This window comes from Bacillus sp. N5-665 (assembly GCF_022637375.2).
Lineage (GTDB): Bacteria > Bacillota > Bacilli > Bacillales > Bacillaceae_G > Bacillus_A > Bacillus_A wiedmannii.
Genome location: NZ_CP093325.1, coordinates 4,286,911 through 4,302,383, shown reverse-complemented (window position 1 = coordinate 4,302,383; position 15,473 = coordinate 4,286,911). Strand labels below are relative to the sequence as shown.

Here is a 15,473-nt window from a genome sequence, read left to right as displayed (position 1 = left end):
ATGGGAGTAGAAAAAATAAAAGCAGCGTTTGAAAATGGTAAGAAAGCATTTATTCCGTACGTAATGGGCGGAGATGGTGGCCTTGAAAAATTAAAAGAAAGAATTTGTTTTCTAGATGAAGCAGGAGCGAGCATCGTTGAAATCGGCATCCCGTTTTCAGATCCAGTCGCAGACGGTCCAACGATTCAAAGAGCAGGGAAACGAGCGCTAGATAGCGGTGTAACATTAAAAGGCATTTTTCAAGCATTAATAGAGGTAAGGAAAGAAGTACAAATTCCGTTTGTACTCATGACATATTTAAATCCAGTACTCGCATTCGGAAAAGAACGATTCATCGAAAACTGTATAGAAGCAGGTGTAGACGGCATCATCGTTCCAGACTTACCGTATGAAGAACAAAATATTATTGCCCCGTTACTTCGAGAGGCAAACATTGCGATAATTCCACTCGTTACAGTAACGAGCCCAATTGAGCGAATCGAAAAAATTACGAGTGAATCAGAAGGATTCGTCTACGCTGTTACAGTAGCGGGCGTAACAGGAGTACGTCAAAACTTTAAAGATGAGATTCATAGTTACTTAGAAAAAGTAAAATCACATACGCATTTACCGGTAGTGGCAGGGTTTGGTATTTCAACGAAGGAACATGTAGAAGAAATGATTACAATATGTGACGGAGTTGTCGTTGGAAGTAAGGTCATTGAGCTGTTAGAAAATGAAAAACGCGAAGAAATATGTGAGTTAATACAGGCAGTAAAACAAAAAGAAGAGGCGTGAGTCTCTTCTTTTTGTTTTGTGTAATAAATGTTAAAATATACAGAAAATACATATAAATTAGAGGGTGAAAAAGCATGCTAAGACGAAAACTACTATATCTTCTTTTAACCGTACCACTATACGCTTGGCTCATTAGCATGACGAAAATAGAGTTGATGGCTCTATTTTTAGGATATGTATTCATCTTTTCCAACTTAACTCGCATTCAAGAGCAATCTATTTTAGAAATATGTATATTTTCGATTAGTATAGAACTATTTAGTATCGTTTCAATTGTATTATTAAATGAATTATTCCGATGGATCCATGCATTTGAATTAATGAAATTTGGTAACGTTGTATTGCAAGTAATATGTGCTTATCTTGTGCTTGTTGTGTTAGACAAAATAGTCGGACAGCAGACGGTTTTTCAGGATAATAGAAAATGGGAGTGAAAAGGAGCCGTTTGGCTTCTTTTTTACAACTGTTGTAAAAACAATTGAAAAATATGACATCTGTTATATAATAGTTAAAAATTGTATTTTTAATGAAAAGAGATGATAACATGGCCATATTGTTGGCACTTATCCCAATTATGATGATTTTCATTTGTTTATTTTTATTTAAACAAACGTCATTAAGGTCCTCTTTAATTGCTTACGTTGTGTCTGTTGGAATCGTTTTACTCTCGCCAACGTTTCAACTAGGGATAAGTGAAACTGTGCACGCAACGATTAAAGGTTGGTTAATTTGTTTTATTGTCGGGTACGTTTTGTTTTTCGGTATTTTTTTATTTCACCTCATGAACAAAATGGGGTACATCGATCAAGTAGCACGTTTTCTAGAAGAAGTGACGCACGATCGTTTATTACAAATGCTCCTTATGTGTTTTGGTATTTGTCCGCTAATCGAATCAGTAAGTGGATTCGGAATTGGCTTCATGGTTGCAGCACCTATCTTTCTTTCATTGGGCTATAAACCGTTTCAGGCTGTACTGCTTTCATTTATCGGTTTACTAGCTAGTTCGTGGGGCGCAATGGCAACTGGTACGATTATCGGTTCGCAGCTAATAAATATGCCGCTTACAACACTTGGTACAAATACGGCACTACTAAGTATTCCGATGTTTGCTTATTTCGTCATTCTTTCTTTACACGTTGTTGGTGGCTGGCGGGCCGTAATTGAAAAGTGGAAAGAAGGATTCGGTTTCTTTCTATTATTTTCTCTCGGAATCTATCTTTCTAACGCATACGTAAGTGTTGAACTAGCAGGTATATTAAGTTCTATCGTTACAATTACATTTGGCTTTCTTATCATTAAATTAAAAGGAAAAAGTGAGCAAAATTTAATAACAGAACATGCTGCAGCAACGGAGAGAGAAGTATCTATTATAAAAATTATTAGCCCTTATATATTCTTAACTGTTTGTATTTTGCTTTCTCGCCTTGTACCAGCATTACATGATGTATTCAGATCATATGCCGTTCTTGATTTGAAATCATACTCTTACAAGCTAGAGCTACTATATTCACCAGGATTTTGGCTCGGTATGACATGCTTATTTACTATTATCTTCTTCCGTATTCCATCTCATATTATTAAACAATCACTCTCGCAAACGATAAAACAATGGATTCCTTTTGCGATTACAACGACGATGTTTATCGCCATTTCAGAACTAATGGGTGCATCTGGCATGCATGCATTACTGGCAAAAACAGCTGGTGAAACATTTGGAACGTTTTTCGTTTTCGTTGCCCCATTTATCGGCGGAATCGGTGGCTTTTTAACAGGTAGTAACGCCGGATCAAATGCGATGTTTATAAAACTACAAATGCAAACTGCGCAAAACGTAGCGCTTCCGTGGCAATATGTCACAACACTGCAAAACACCGCATCGTCAGTAGCGACAATCGCTTGCCCGTCACGGATTACACTAGGGGCGTATTTATGTAACATTCCTTATCGTGAAAATGAATTGTTAAAGAAGACGACGCTAATGATCTTTGGTGCAATTTTGCTAGTAGTGGTAGAGGTTATTGTTTGGTATATGTTGAGAAATTAAAAATCCTCCTAACATAGGAGGATTTTCTTTATGATTGGATAATGTTTTAAATATGAAAAGCTTCTACTAAATGAATAGGAGATGAAATGTATGCCCCTAAAAAACTACGGCGTGTTAAAAGGTACCGTTATACAATCAAAGATTGGAAAAGGGAAAACACCTCATTATCAAGTTCATTTACAAGGCGAAGCAGAAGTAGATTATCGTATTGCAATTAACGTAAAGTCGCAAAGTTACCCGTCAGAAGTTTTATATTTTGCGAGCGACAATATTCGGTCAGAGGCGATTCATATTTTACCGACATTACCATTTGGTTTTACAGAAATAAAAAACAATGAACCGAAAGTAGCTTTAGACTACGTAAGAGGTAATGTATTTGATTCGAAACAAATGATTCCTTTACCTGCTGAAAAAGCAGGAGTGGATAATGATTTAAATGAAAAAATAGAACGTTATATAAAACGAGCAATAGAAGAAAAAGCAATTATTTACGCGTTTGGTGAAAGATGGGGACCAGAAGAAAATACACCCGATTCTTACTTTCATTTCGAACCAGGAAACGGGATACATGATATTCACATGAATCAAGGAAATGTAGAGAAATGGAAAGGTGATAATGGTATATGGCAAGACGGAGGAATACTCATTCATTTTGAAAAGGAAGAAAAATGGATTGGTATCTTTCTTGCCTTCCAATCGCAGTCATGGTGTACCGATGAAGAGGGACATGCTCGTGTTCCGGTTGAACATTGTGATTATAAAGGAAATAATTGATAAGAGAAGGGCGTTCACAACGAACGCCCTTCTCTTATTTTATAAAACCCAAAACTAACAAGTGTAGAAATACAAGAGAACAGCAATGCTACACTAGAAAATGCAATGAGATACATATTATACTTCATCATTTTTCCAATGAGCTGGTTACTGTCGTACTGAAATAGTCCTGCGATTATGTTGAATAAAAATAAAAAGATAAACATGACGATAACACCGTCTATTGATCCTTTAATATCTGGTTTACTTAAAGCGATATGTGCAGAAATACAAATGGCGATAAATAAAAATAGCCAAAAGGAAGGATTCAATAAATTGCTTATTGTAAATAAGCTTTTCAATAATACAAACGTCGATAAAAGCATGTTTTGAACCATTTCTATATTAATAGAAGTAGAAGCGATTGTTTTTTCGAGAGTTGTATTAAATAAGAAATATGAATTTGGTACGAAATAGCGCATTAAAAGGATTAACGCAGTAATACCGGAAATAATAGGACCGATTCCAATGAAGAAGTTCCCAATTCGTTGATATACACTTTTTTGATTGTATTGATGTTGTACGTAGCCTAAAGCACCTTGACTTGTATCCGTTGGGAAAAACTGCGTTGCTACAATTTTATGACGAAATAGTACACACATAATGGCATGTCCAAGTTCATGAATAGGAACACCGATCCACGCCGTTAAAAGGAATCCTTTTCTTCCGAAAGCTCTCGACCAATACATGCGTGTGAGAGATTCTAAATAGCCTAATAGAAATCCAATTACAATGATAACGCCAATTAAAGAAAATAATTGGATTATGCTTGTAAGGAGTATTTGAAAAATTGAGTTTACCAATTCCATTGCCAGTCATCCAATCTATTAAAAATGTTATTTGTTCTGTTTCATAATAGCATTATTTTTCAAGATTGCTAGCACATATATTTCTTTTGAAAGAAGGATTTCATAATCTTTTTCTTGTAGTCATGTTTTATGTCCCAAGTCATATATTGAACTTGTAACACCCTATATGGTATTTACTTAAGGAGGGATGAGAGAATGGAATGTCCGGCGTGTCAGACGGAAAATGCAGCAGAGGCAAAGTTTTGCGGGAATTGTGGACATTCGTTGACGGAGGAAGCAGTAGCGAGTGGTGCACAAGAAAAAGGTGAGCAACAAGCACGCGTAGCACCAGCAAAGGAAACTCGACAAAATGAAACAGTAGAGCAAGCGAAGCGGTTTGCAAGTGGCTATTTTCAGTTCTTTAAACATGCTTTCAAAGCACCGACAGCGATTATGAAAAGCGGCAAGGTTGAAGTACGAAATGGAATTGTAAGTCTTGTTCTTATTTGTTTTTTAGGGGCATGTATTTTTTATAGAATGATGAGTGCTGGGGCAGCAGTTACGAGAACGTTAGTGCCAGATGTTTCTACTCTTACATTTTTTGGAGAAGCTGTAACGGTCTTTTTCTTTTTATTGATTTTAACTTCGTTTGTCGGATTTATTATTTTTGTAAGTGGTAAGATGATGAAATCTTCTTTTTCATTTCTTGAAGTATTTGGCGTATGGGGAACGATAGCAACGCCGGCTATCGCTATATTAGTTCTTACTTTTCTTTTTAGTTTTCTATTAATTTTTTTCTTACCGATATTATTATCTATAGCTACAACTTATATAGGGATTAGTGTAACTGTTGCCATATTAAAATTAGACAACGGCGGATTAGATCTTGTTTACACTCTTATTATCGCAAATGTTTTAATTGGAATCGCAACGTTCATTGTACTTTGGTCTTACATTAGCACGATAATTCAAACCATTACTCAGGGATTAACTGGCCTCTAAAGAAAAGGTGGTTGAATGGATGAATGTATGTACAAAGTGTGGGAATCAGCTTGAAGACGGTGTGCAATTTTGTCAAAGCTGCGGTCAGAAGAGGGAAAACCTTGTGGTAAAGAAGAAAATGAGCAGCGGTACAAAAGTTGGCATTATACTTTTAGCACTACTTGCTGTAGTGATTGTGGGACTGTATTTGTACGGATCATCGTATTATAAGCAGGCGGCACAAGTAGATCGAATGATTACTATTGTACAAGAGAGAGACGGGGAGAAGTTAGCTGAAATCGTCACGGCAGATGATCCATCAGTTATTGTAACGAGAGAGAGTTTAATGCCACTTTTTTCGTATATAAAAGAAAACCCATCTTACGTGGATGAATTGAAAGAACATTTGAGGATAGGTGAAAAACAGAGGGATGGAATTGAAAAAGCAGATTTTTCGTTAACGAAAGACGGAAAGTATTTCTTTATCTTTGATCGGTATAAATTGAAAGCGAAGACGTATTATACGACGGTGCTTACAAATGAAAAAGGTACATCTTTAAAAATGAACGGAAAAGAAATTGATAAGTCTGATGACAAAAAGTTTGAGAAGCAATATGGCCCGTTTCTTCCAGGGGCTCAAGTGTTTCAAGCAGAATATAAAAATGACTATGTAAAACTATCACGTGAAGAAAAGGTTGTACTTATGAAACAAGGTCAAAATAACGTAACGATAGATTTAACGTTGCAAGGGCAATATATTACAGTGCAAACGAATGCACCTGGTGCAACATTGTATGTGAATCAAAAACCAGTTACAGCGCTGGCTGGGGAAGAAATTACGTGGGGACCGGTAGCAACTGATGGAAGTACGACGATTTATTTAGAACGAAATGGAGAAAATGGAAGGGAAACGACGAAGGTAGAAACGGTAACGGCACTTCCGTCTTATAACCTTCCATTCCAAAAGAAAAGTACAGAAAAAACAGTTGTTTACAATTTTACCCCGCCTACGACTCGGTATGTATATAATGGTTTCATCTTCCCTGATAGTGATATTCGAAAATTAACGAGTACGGACTTAACATATTTATCGAAAGAACAATTGAAAATAGCGAGAAACGAAATATACGCAAGACATGGACATATGTTTCAAACGAAAGATATGCAAGAGTATTTTTCAAAACAGTCTTGGTATAGAGAAAATCCGTATTTTACAGGAAAGCTAACAGATATTGAAACTTATAATGTTGAATTGATCAGATCAAGAGAATAAACACGTGAAAAAGGTACAGTGCATAACTGTACCTTTTATGGTTATTTATCTGAACCAGGATCCCTTGAGAAAAAGATGTGAAAGAGAAATGTGACTTTACTTGATCCTCCTGATGTACTAGCTTGTATATGGGATAATGGACCAGACGTTAGAGCTGCCTCGGAATGGGGTGGTACGACTATTTTGAGCGCACGATCTGATTCTGGTGAGGCAGTAACGGTTATTGTATCATCAGAAAAGTTCATAATTTTAACAGAACCGACTGGAAAGATGGACTTGCCAGCATGTGATGCTGAAGCAAATTGGGTAGCTTTCCAAATATCTTGCGCAAACGTATCATCGTTAGATAACCAAGCACGAGCACTATATATTGTTGCATTAATGGAAAATTCTTGGTCAAGTGAGAGGGCGGGTTTCGGTTCTTGCGGTTCATCTGGAAGCTGGGCGAGAAGGCCGGCGCACATGTATGTTTCACCTACTTTCAATAGTAACTGTTATAGCATATTAAACATGTTGTTTATAAGACACGACGGCTACCTATTAAGGCATAGGTTTGTGCACCAAATTTGAAGATGAAATGCTCTTTCTTTACAATGGAAGTAGGTGTTATTTCTGAAAAATATGGAAATCGTAAAGAGGTATGTAAAAAAGAAGGAGTGGTAAAGTGAACTATGTCATTATTGGCGGAGATGCAGCTGGTATGAGTGCAGCTATGCAAATTGTTAGAAGTGATGAAAATGCAAATGTTGTAACGTTAGAAAAAGGTGAAATTTATTCGTACGCTCAGTGTGGATTACCGTATGTCATTAGTGGTGCTATCGCTTCAACGGAAAAATTAATCGCGCGTAATGTAAAGACGTTTCGTGATAAATACGGAATTGATGCGAAAGTGCGTCATGAAGTAACGAAAGTAGATACGGAAAAGAAAATGGTGTACGCAGAGCATACGGAGACGAAAGAGGTTTTTGAATTTCCGTACGATCGTTTATTAATTGCGACTGGAGTGCGTCCTGTTATGCCAGAATGGGAAGGCCGAGATTTGCAAGGCGTTCATCTTTTAAAAACAATTCCTGATGCTGAGCGTATATTAAAAACGCTAGAAACGAATAAAGTTGAGGATGTAACGATTATTGGCGGTGGTGCGATTGGACTGGAGATGGCAGAAACATTCGTCGAACTTGGTAAGAAAGTAAGAATGATTGAGAGAAATGATCATATCGGTACGATTTATGATGCAGATATGGCTGAATATATACATAAAGAAGCAGATAAACATCATATTGAAATTTTAACGAATGAAAATGTAAAAGCGTTTAAAGGAAATGAAAGAGTGGAACAAATTGAAACGGATAAAGGGACGTATAAAGCAGATCTTGTTCTAGTATCGGTTGGAGTGAAGCCAAATACTGATTTTCTTGAAGGAACAAATATACGTACAAATCATAAAGGAGCAATTGAAGTAAATGCATATATGCAAACGAATGTGCAGGACGTATATGCAGCTGGTGATTGCGCAACACATTACCACGTTATAAAGGAAATTCATGATCATATCCCGCTCGGAACGACTGCTAATAAACAAGGCCGACTCGCTGGACTGAATATGCTTGATAAACGAAGAGCCTTCAAAGGAACGTTAGGAACAGGTATTATTAAATTTATGGATTTGACGCTCGCAAGAACAGGCTTAAATGAAAAAGAAGCGAAAGGGCTAAACATCCCGTATAAGACGGTTCATGTAGATTCAACAAATATGGCCGGTTATTATCCAAGTGCTAGGCCACTTCACTTGAAATTACTATATCGGTCGGACACAAAACAATTATTGGGCGGACAAGTAATTGGAGAAGAAGGTGTAGATAAGCGAATTGACGTAATCGCAATGGCGCTTTTCAATAAAATGAGCATTCACGAGTTAGAAGATGTCGACTTAAGTTACGCACCGCCATATAACAGTGTTTGGGATCCAATTCAGCAAGCGGCAAGGAGAGCAGAATAGCACTTTTTAAGTGCTATTTTTTTTGCAAAGGTAGGTAAACTTTTTTAGCGAATAATAAAGAGGGAGAAACAGTTACATATAGGGAAGGGGATATTAAAAATGTTTGTAACACTTCAAACAGTTCAAGAATCAGAAAAAGAAATATTACGTAATTTGTACGCACTATATCTTCATGACCTCTCTACATTCACTCCTAATATAAAGATTGGGGCAAATGGATTTTTTGAATACGAAGATTTACACATGTTTTGGGAAAATGACGGAATCACTCCGTATTTTATAAAAGCTGAAAATAGTATTGTAGGATTTTTATTATTGTTGGAACGCCCGTTTTTGAAGAAGGAAAACGACTTTGGCATAAATGACATTTTCATATTGAATCAGTACAAAGGAAAAGGAATCGGTAAACAAGTTATTGAGAATGTACTAAAAGAGAAACGAGGACAATATTTCGTTATCGAACTTGTGAAAAATGTACCAGCTGTTTCTTTTTGGAAGAAAGTATATAGGGGGCTAAACATCGAATTTGATGAAAAAACAAAGTTAATCGATGATGAAGAATGTCTCGTTCAAACGTTTAAAATATAATAAAATCGGTGCCCCTAGTAGATTACTTTGAAATTTAACTTTATCCCACTATTTGCGGGCAGTAAGAGCCCGATTAGTGAGGGGTGATAATCAGTGGGGGATGAAGAAAACCTCCACTAATTAAAGTTTCACTTTATTTCGAATATACCGTTCACCCTTGAAAACATAGTGCTTATCGCTTATATTTTCATATAGTATTTATTTTTAAATAAAGCAATGGACGAACCAGGGGGTACAGTATGGCAATTAATATGAAAACAATCGAAGAATGGATTGCTGAATCAAATGCAAGACAAGAAGAAGACTTTGGAAACGTTGTAGAAGAGATGAAAGAAGTATGCATCGGACTTGATAATGCGACATTAATTTATACGAAAAATGTATTTTGTTTCGGTAAGAAAGTAGAAGTATTGTTCTTCTTCCAAGATCATGTCGTGATTGGACAAGAAAAAGATGAATATGTTGAAATCGAAAAATTAAAGTATGAAGCAATTACACATAGCAACTTAAAAACAAATGACAAAAATACAACGTTAGAATTAAAGTTTGCTAATGGACAATCTATCAATTTAGATAGTTTAAATGATAACTACGGTACGAAAAATTGGTTATTCGCGAGACAAATTAAGAGTATTTTTAAATTAATCTAGTAAAAAAGCACGCCGTCCACCGGCGTGCTTCTAATTACGCAAATCCCCTTTTAACCAATTCCGCGCTCGATACGCCCCAACAGGAATTTGAATGAGAGACGTTTCAGTTCCAGTATCTATCCCGTATAACTGATCACATGAATTTGTATCAAAACTTAGTAATGGATGCCCGCCCATCCCCATCGCGGTCGCGGCGAAAACGAGTTTATGAACGAGTATACCAGCTTCCATTTGGTGAATACGGTATCCTCTATAGCCTAATGCACGTGTATAGTAATCTTTCTTTCCGACTACATGTAGGCAAAGCGGTACTTGAAAAAGATTTACGTTATCCATCGTCATACTGGATTGAAGGGGATAACGAAGGTCTCCATATCGAAGTGGCTGTATGGAATGATTTTTGCTGTTATAAGAATAAGCGCCGTTTTCTATATCTTTTACGTTATAAAAACATCCATATAAGGAGACGCGCGCATTTTCATTTACATACTGACCATCAAGGTCGTTGTAATAAGGGAAGGCGAGGCTCGCTTCTTGTAGTAAAGTAGCGAGCCCTGCTGCATCCCATTTCGTTAAAGTGAAGTCAGCATCAGGGGAATACCGTTCTTTACAAAGTTGTAAGAAATCATACGATAACCGTTCTACTTGCGGCAACTGTACAGCGTACGCATGATGTTGATAGTGCTCTTCATGATGTAGTGTGTGGAAGTTTGTTGTCGATTCGATCATAGAAGCTTCATTTATTTTTGTTAGCATAGGATGTTTATATACTTGCTTTGATCGAACAAAATATTCGTGTGCTAACGGCGGAATTTGCTGTAACAACTCATGAGAAGTAACTGTTTTATTTTCACGGTAATCATTGTGAAACCAATTAGTTTGCGGTTCTGTACTTAAAGGAACAACAGCATATACGCTTTCCTCGCCTTCTGACAATCCGAGTAAATGATTGATTGCACGGTCTAGAAATTGAAAATATACGCCATTTGTGTAGCCGAATTGTTTGGCACACGCAAGTAATTGTCCGATGAGAACACCACTATCTAAGCCTTGAAGACGGTATGAAAAGTTATTGTATTTAAAGAAGTTTTTCCAAAACATAGTGGATACGAATGCAGCACCAAAACAAGACTGTATGTTACAACGATTCCCGAGTGCTTCCGAAAGATAAGAATCGAAATTTCCTTCCCGAAGTAAGATAAGTCGGTGATGCGCAGCGTCGTAATGGTAAATACCGTCTGGATAATCATCAATCTTTAAATATATATACAATTCATTTGGATACAAAGCACCACCTGAAGGGATAGATCTTCGGAATAAAGTTTTCTCGCTATTTAGCTGACATAACTGTGTTAAACCGAATGAGTACCAAAGGTAATGACCAATTTCCTTCAAAGTTGGTGTAGTAGAAGAGTTAGGTAAAGATAATGGTATTTCTAAAGGGAGAGGGATAACAGGTACATTTCGATATAATTTATAAGGAAGCGGTGCATCTTCCCAGTCCACTTCATGGTTCGGCATAATTTCGTCTATAGAAAAATGGAGATGATGTAAAAAAGTATCCAGCTGCATAGAATCCCCTCCTTTACTATGGAAACGGATGCGGATGTGGATTTAATTGTTCATTCGTTAAAGGCTCAGCGCTATATCCAAGTGTCATCGGTACTGTATATACTCTATCTAGTCCTGTAACCCGAGTAAGATGGTGACCGAACGTCATCGGGAGCATGCCTGGAATAATGACTTTTACACAATGTAATCCGTTTTTTTCTATAAGAGGTACTGTTTGATCTACAACGATTACTTCAAGTCCAGACTGCTGCAGACGGTTTAAAAGTTGATGAAGATCGGATGTTAAATCTAAATCAACTGATTGTAACCCGTTCATTTCTTGGAACGATTGCACCGGGGCATCGTCACGTAAAAGAAAATGAAGACGTTCTTCTGCTTCTTTTAATCCGTACAGCATACTATGGTCTTCCATTTTATTAACGAGATAAGGATCGTGTAAGCAGTTTTCGTAATGCTCTCTTTTTTGTTCGAGTTCATCGTCTGCTATTAGTAACATGCCTGCTATTTCATGGATGGCACTCTTTAAAGCGCGGACAGGGTCTAAATGAGAGCCTCCCGCACAAACAACGTTCATTCCATTTTCACGCGTATTTTTCGCAATTACCCATAAGCTTGGGATACCGTGTTCCATCGTTGCGTTAAAAACATGTAACTCATACCCAGTAATCGTGTACAGCCGCTGAATCATTAATTGTAATTCCGTATCATTTGCTGAACTAAGATCAAGACGAGGGAGAGGTAATTCTGTATACCAAGTGAGCAAAAAGGCGTCACGCTCTACAATTTCTAAAATGCCATGAAAAATTGCTTCTTCTAAACTACCACCAATGGCACATCCATTTGATGTTTCATACACGAAAGCATCACGATGACCGAGGCTATAATAAGCAATTGATTCAGGAACTAAAATCGGCCGGTTTTGTAATAAAGAATATCCCCATACCCAGTTTTGTTCGTAGTCAGGATCAAATGGCTTAAACGGAAAACTATCACGATTATAATGTTCATTTGTATGTACACCGAGAGAGAGGGGGTTCAGTGCATGATCCTCTAACTCACGAAAACTGCCGTGTACATTCGTCTTTTTTCCTCGAGGTGACATACCACAATATCGTTCTAAACCTTCTAAAATAGCAGTTGCTTCACTCATTGCAAATGAATGAGTTCGGCCTGCAACACCTTCATTTCCAAACATTAATGGCATGTTTATAATAACGTCAGCAAATGGTAATAAAGAATGCTGCATTTTTCCGTTCAACATACCGACCCGATAATCTAAATAATCTCTCGTTAAAAATGTGTTTAGTTCATGAATGGAACGACAGCGATACGTTGCATCACTTGTTTTTAAGCTCGGTTGTAATGAAATCGTTGCTGCATCTGCCGTATCATCAGGCAAATTGCTACATACAGGGCAGAGCGGATCTGGAAGAAAAGAATGCCGCGTACATTGCAGTGTTTGTAAGTTTAGTAAAATGAGTTCATTTTCTAAAGAGGAATGGTTATGAGTTAATATTTTCTCTGTTTCTGCACGAATAAGATGGCACATTTGTAACATGCCATTTTGGGTGGCACGTACATCACGCCTCGTTACATTATCTGTCTTTAATGCATATTTCCGCTGTAGTTCCCACATTTCTTGTTGATCAAAGCCAGCGATAAACCGGCGCCCATCAGAGCAGTGGGAACAACCAGTTGCAGGGGGATGAATGTAAGGACCGATAACACCTTCACCAAATGAAGTAAACCCGCGTAACCATGGAATATGATTCGACCGAAAAATTAGCTCGGCATCATGATGAATAGCAGAAGGAGAGCCATCATGTAATACGAGAGCGAGATGAATATTTTCAGGGAGTTCTTCTGTAAGGCTATGTTGGCGAATGATAGAATATTGATTGCATAGTTGATCGTGTACATAGTTTGCCAGAAGGCCATCTCCTATAAGCAATATATTTTGAGTCATAGACTGTCCTCCTTTGCAATTAATACACCGTACACACCATCTAAGTTTTCTTTCAAAAATGATTCAATGGCTAAATCAAACACGAATGGATAAAAATTATGTTCTTCTAAATGTTGCAAGGCAAGCTGCACAGATTGCACACCTGGAACTTCTTCTTCCGCTTGTATTTCCACTCTAAAAGAATCCGTGTCATATAAAATAATAGAGGATTCAGGCAAGATATTAGCTCTGTAAGGAGTCTCTTCATTTTGAATATGAAGAAGTGATAGTTGTAGTGCGTTTCGTAACGCTAACGTCATATTAATATTAGATGCACCGTACCAGCGATCATTTATACCGACCCAAACGACAGGGAAGCTGAGAATCTCTTCGCTTACTGCTATTTTAGGTGTTTCATGAATTGTAGAGAGAGCATCGTAATAAAATCTACAATGTTTATCATGAATTTCAGTTAAATCAATCGTCGTAATTTCTTCCAGCATATGTGACTGCCGCTCATACAATTTATTATTTAAATGTTGTTGTAGCGCCCGGTATACACCTTCTGTCATCGTTTCTCCAGCGCCAATACCGATATCATTATGTTCAGGAATAAGGCGGTGCATAATTTCCGCTACATATGTTTCAATTCCTGTTAAACCAGCTTCTCGGCGCGCTTCATTATGAGTTAAACCACCACAAGTCATAAGAGGCAGGAGGGAAGCAGGACCATCTGATAGTGGAGTAGCTACTTGAATATGGCATTGTGATAACGGTAATTGATATGAATCTTGTTCATCCCATACATGGAATAAACCAGCTTCTTTAGAAGTTAATGAGTCGAAAAAGCGGAATAAATCAGTTGAGGTATGTTGGTTGGATCGATGCTCAAGTTGTTCAGAAAGATTTTCTATCGTATCAATTGTAAAACTTTCATCAGTTGCGAGAGGATGTTTTATAAAAGGATGCCATGCTCCTTCGAGTGTTTCGTAATTTAATAAAAAGAATTGTGGTTCTTTTTCTCGGTAAGAATCATCAGCGACATGCTTAAGTAATTCAAATACGATTATATTTGCTAACATTGCAGATGGAAGTGGTGAAAATGATGCTGATGAATGTTCATTTTGTAAAGTTGTTTCATGTAGCCGATGCCATACGGATTCCCAGCATTCTTCACGATTAGCTGTTACGATAGGGCCGGCTATACCAAGTGCTGATAAACAGACGGCAGGTATGAAGTTCTTTCCTACTTCTCTACAAATCGTGTGAACTGCTCTTAGGCCTTCAATATCTCCATTTTGAGAAACATACAAAATCCAGTCGAAAGGCTCGAAAACTTCATGCAGGGGACGATCAATTGTCGTATCTATTTCCTCAACAAGGACATGATCATCCACTTCATGTGCAAGTTCTATTAGCTCATGAATGCGATCGTAATTTGTTTCCTCATAATCTGTAACAAGGTAATGAAAGGTAGGTAATCCTGATTCTAATAAAGAAGAAACTAAGGAAGTAAGCATATCTCCAGAACCAATTATAAGGACGTTTGCCGCGCGATACGTTTCGAATTTTAGAGCGCCTGAATGAGAATCAGCTTCTAAAAATTCAATTTGTGAAGCGTATCTATCAAGTAATGCGCTATTTAATTCATGAGGTGCATCTTGACTTACATCCCGAACGAAACCATTTTCATATAAAATCTCTCCAATTTCAAATACACGATTTTGATAGGGGAGAGGGAGACCATCGGTTATTTCTGCTAAAGAATAATTCCCGTTAAACATTGGCATTAATTTTTCAATCCAGTTGTAAATTCCATCACCGTCCATACGAAATGAACTGGCATTATTTCGAAAATAGACACCCCCGTTTGAGTCGGGGAGGAAAAAAGTATCCTTATTTGCTTTAAGTTTTGCATCAATTGGAAGGTTATTCATTTTAATCCTCCTTACGTTTTAGGCATACATTATTAGCTTATGTTATGAAATTTGTCCCGTATGAATGCAATAAAAAAAGGCTGTAGAATAATTTATTCTACAGCCT

General features: G+C 37.3%; 14 protein-coding genes. 9 read left to right on the top strand and 5 right to left on the bottom strand.

The features are described 5' to 3' along the window. The 4 genes from trpA to MNO09_RS24660 all read left to right on the top strand — a co-directional run bounded on the left by trpA (position 1) and on the right by MNO09_RS24660 (position 3,595). Positions 1-777, top strand: coding sequence for a tryptophan synthase subunit alpha (gene trpA / locus MNO09_RS24675; RefSeq protein WP_000537818.1), 777 nt, complete (start codon positions 1-3; stop codon positions 775-777). 74 nt (positions 778-851) lie between these two features. Then, positions 852-1,211: a DUF4029 domain-containing protein gene (locus MNO09_RS24670; RefSeq protein WP_000946155.1), complete on the top strand. Its 360-nt coding sequence runs from the start codon at positions 852-854 to the stop codon at positions 1,209-1,211. A 110-nt stretch (positions 1,212-1,321) separates the two neighbouring features. After that, on the top strand, positions 1,322-2,821 hold the full coding sequence (locus MNO09_RS24665; RefSeq protein WP_000996218.1) for an L-lactate permease: 1,500 nt from the start codon (positions 1,322-1,324) through the stop codon (positions 2,819-2,821). A gap of 90 nt (positions 2,822-2,911) precedes the next feature. After that, positions 2,912-3,595, top strand: a complete 684-nt coding sequence (locus MNO09_RS24660; RefSeq protein WP_001978345.1) for a DUF2278 family protein — start codon at positions 2,912-2,914, stop codon at positions 3,593-3,595. Positions 3,596-3,609: 14 nt separating this feature from the next. Here the strand turns inward: MNO09_RS24660 and MNO09_RS24655 are convergent, their stop codons facing one another. Continuing rightward, positions 3,610-4,443: a hypothetical protein gene (locus tag MNO09_RS24655; RefSeq protein WP_000424503.1), complete on the bottom strand. Its 834-nt coding sequence runs from the start codon at positions 4,441-4,443 to the stop codon at positions 3,610-3,612. Positions 4,444-4,638: 195 nt separating this feature from the next. Between MNO09_RS24655 and MNO09_RS24650 the strand changes: the two genes are divergently transcribed. Both MNO09_RS24650 and MNO09_RS24645 read left to right on the top strand, forming a co-directional pair. Continuing rightward, positions 4,639-5,424 carry a zinc ribbon domain-containing protein gene (locus MNO09_RS24650; protein ID WP_000389019.1) on the top strand — a complete coding sequence of 262 codons (786 nt, stop codon included), beginning with the start codon at positions 4,639-4,641 and terminating at the stop codon, positions 5,422-5,424. Between the two features lie 19 nt (positions 5,425-5,443). Next, the gene (locus tag MNO09_RS24645; protein ID WP_001099920.1) at positions 5,444-6,676 is read left to right on the top strand and encodes a zinc ribbon domain-containing protein; all 1,233 of its coding nucleotides are present in this window, start codon (positions 5,444-5,446) and stop codon (positions 6,674-6,676) included. Positions 6,677-6,717: 41 nt separating this feature from the next. Here MNO09_RS24645 and MNO09_RS24640 read toward each other — a convergent pair whose 3' ends face one another. Then, on the bottom strand, positions 6,718-7,140 hold the full coding sequence (locus MNO09_RS24640) for a hypothetical protein (RefSeq protein ID WP_241950063.1): 423 nt from the start codon (positions 7,138-7,140) through the stop codon (positions 6,718-6,720). Between the two features lie 200 nt (positions 7,141-7,340). Here MNO09_RS24640 and MNO09_RS24635 point away from each other — a divergent pair, with 200 nt between their 5' ends. The 3 genes from MNO09_RS24635 to MNO09_RS24625 all read left to right on the top strand — a co-directional run bounded on the left by MNO09_RS24635 (position 7,341) and on the right by MNO09_RS24625 (position 9,913). Then, complete coding sequence (locus tag MNO09_RS24635; RefSeq protein WP_001110256.1) at positions 7,341-8,675, top strand: CoA-disulfide reductase; 1,335 nt, start codon at positions 7,341-7,343, stop codon at positions 8,673-8,675. A gap of 99 nt (positions 8,676-8,774) precedes the next feature. Then, complete coding sequence (locus tag MNO09_RS24630) at positions 8,775-9,263, top strand: GNAT family N-acetyltransferase (RefSeq protein WP_000498239.1); 489 nt, start codon at positions 8,775-8,777, stop codon at positions 9,261-9,263. Between the two features lie 239 nt (positions 9,264-9,502). Beyond that, a complete protein-coding gene (locus MNO09_RS24625) occupies positions 9,503-9,913 on the top strand; it encodes a DUF3908 family protein (RefSeq protein ID WP_000996799.1) in 411 nt (136 codons plus the stop codon). Between the two features lie 30 nt (positions 9,914-9,943). Here MNO09_RS24625 and MNO09_RS24620 read toward each other — a convergent pair whose 3' ends face one another. The 3 genes from MNO09_RS24620 to MNO09_RS24610 are packed head-to-tail and all read right to left on the bottom strand — an operon-like array spanning position 9,944 to position 15,367. Further along, a complete protein-coding gene (locus tag MNO09_RS24620) occupies positions 9,944-11,485 on the bottom strand; it encodes a SagB family peptide dehydrogenase (protein WP_088106951.1) in 1,542 nt (513 codons plus the stop codon). A 16-nt stretch (positions 11,486-11,501) separates the two neighbouring features. Then, a complete protein-coding gene (locus MNO09_RS24615; RefSeq protein WP_088106952.1) occupies positions 11,502-13,451 on the bottom strand; it encodes a TOMM precursor leader peptide-binding protein in 1,950 nt (649 codons plus the stop codon). Beyond that, positions 13,448-15,367 (bottom strand): putative thiazole-containing bacteriocin maturation protein, encoded by a 1,920-nt coding sequence (locus MNO09_RS24610; RefSeq protein WP_001061542.1) that lies wholly within the window; start codon positions 15,365-15,367, stop codon positions 13,448-13,450. Before MNO09_RS24610 ends, MNO09_RS24615 begins: the two co-directional genes overlap by 4 nt. Between the last annotated feature and the right edge of the window lie 106 nt (positions 15,368-15,473).

Bases quoted from the DNA above. Each gene is read 5' to 3' on its own strand.
- MNO09_RS24665 (WP_000996218.1), top strand. From the start codon at position 1,322: ATGGCCATATTGTTGGCACTTATCCCAATTATGATGATTTTCATTTGT.
- trpA (WP_000537818.1), top strand. From the start codon at position 1: ATGGGAGTAGAAAAAATAAAAGCAGCGTTTGAAAATGGTAAGAAAGCA.
- MNO09_RS24645 (WP_001099920.1), top strand. From the start codon at position 5,444: ATGAATGTATGTACAAAGTGTGGGAATCAGCTTGAAGACGGTGTGCAA.
- MNO09_RS24625 (WP_000996799.1), top strand. From the start codon at position 9,503: ATGGCAATTAATATGAAAACAATCGAAGAATGGATTGCTGAATCAAAT.
- MNO09_RS24660 (WP_001978345.1), top strand. From the start codon at position 2,912: ATGCCCCTAAAAAACTACGGCGTGTTAAAAGGTACCGTTATACAATCA.
- MNO09_RS24650 (WP_000389019.1), top strand. From the start codon at position 4,639: ATGGAATGTCCGGCGTGTCAGACGGAAAATGCAGCAGAGGCAAAGTTT.
- MNO09_RS24630 (WP_000498239.1), top strand. From the start codon at position 8,775: ATGTTTGTAACACTTCAAACAGTTCAAGAATCAGAAAAAGAAATATTA.
- MNO09_RS24615 (WP_088106952.1), bottom strand. From the start codon at position 13,451: ATGACTCAAAATATATTGCTTATAGGAGATGGCCTTCTGGCAAACTAT.
- MNO09_RS24655 (WP_000424503.1), bottom strand. From the start codon at position 4,443: ATGGAATTGGTAAACTCAATTTTTCAAATACTCCTTACAAGCATAATC.
- MNO09_RS24610 (WP_001061542.1), bottom strand. From the start codon at position 15,367: ATGAATAACCTTCCAATTGATGCAAAACTTAAAGCAAATAAGGATACT.
- MNO09_RS24640 (WP_241950063.1), bottom strand. From the start codon at position 7,140: ATGTGCGCCGGCCTTCTCGCCCAGCTTCCAGATGAACCGCAAGAACCG.
- MNO09_RS24670 (WP_000946155.1), top strand. From the start codon at position 852: ATGCTAAGACGAAAACTACTATATCTTCTTTTAACCGTACCACTATAC.
- MNO09_RS24620 (WP_088106951.1), bottom strand. From the start codon at position 11,485: ATGCAGCTGGATACTTTTTTACATCATCTCCATTTTTCTATAGACGAA.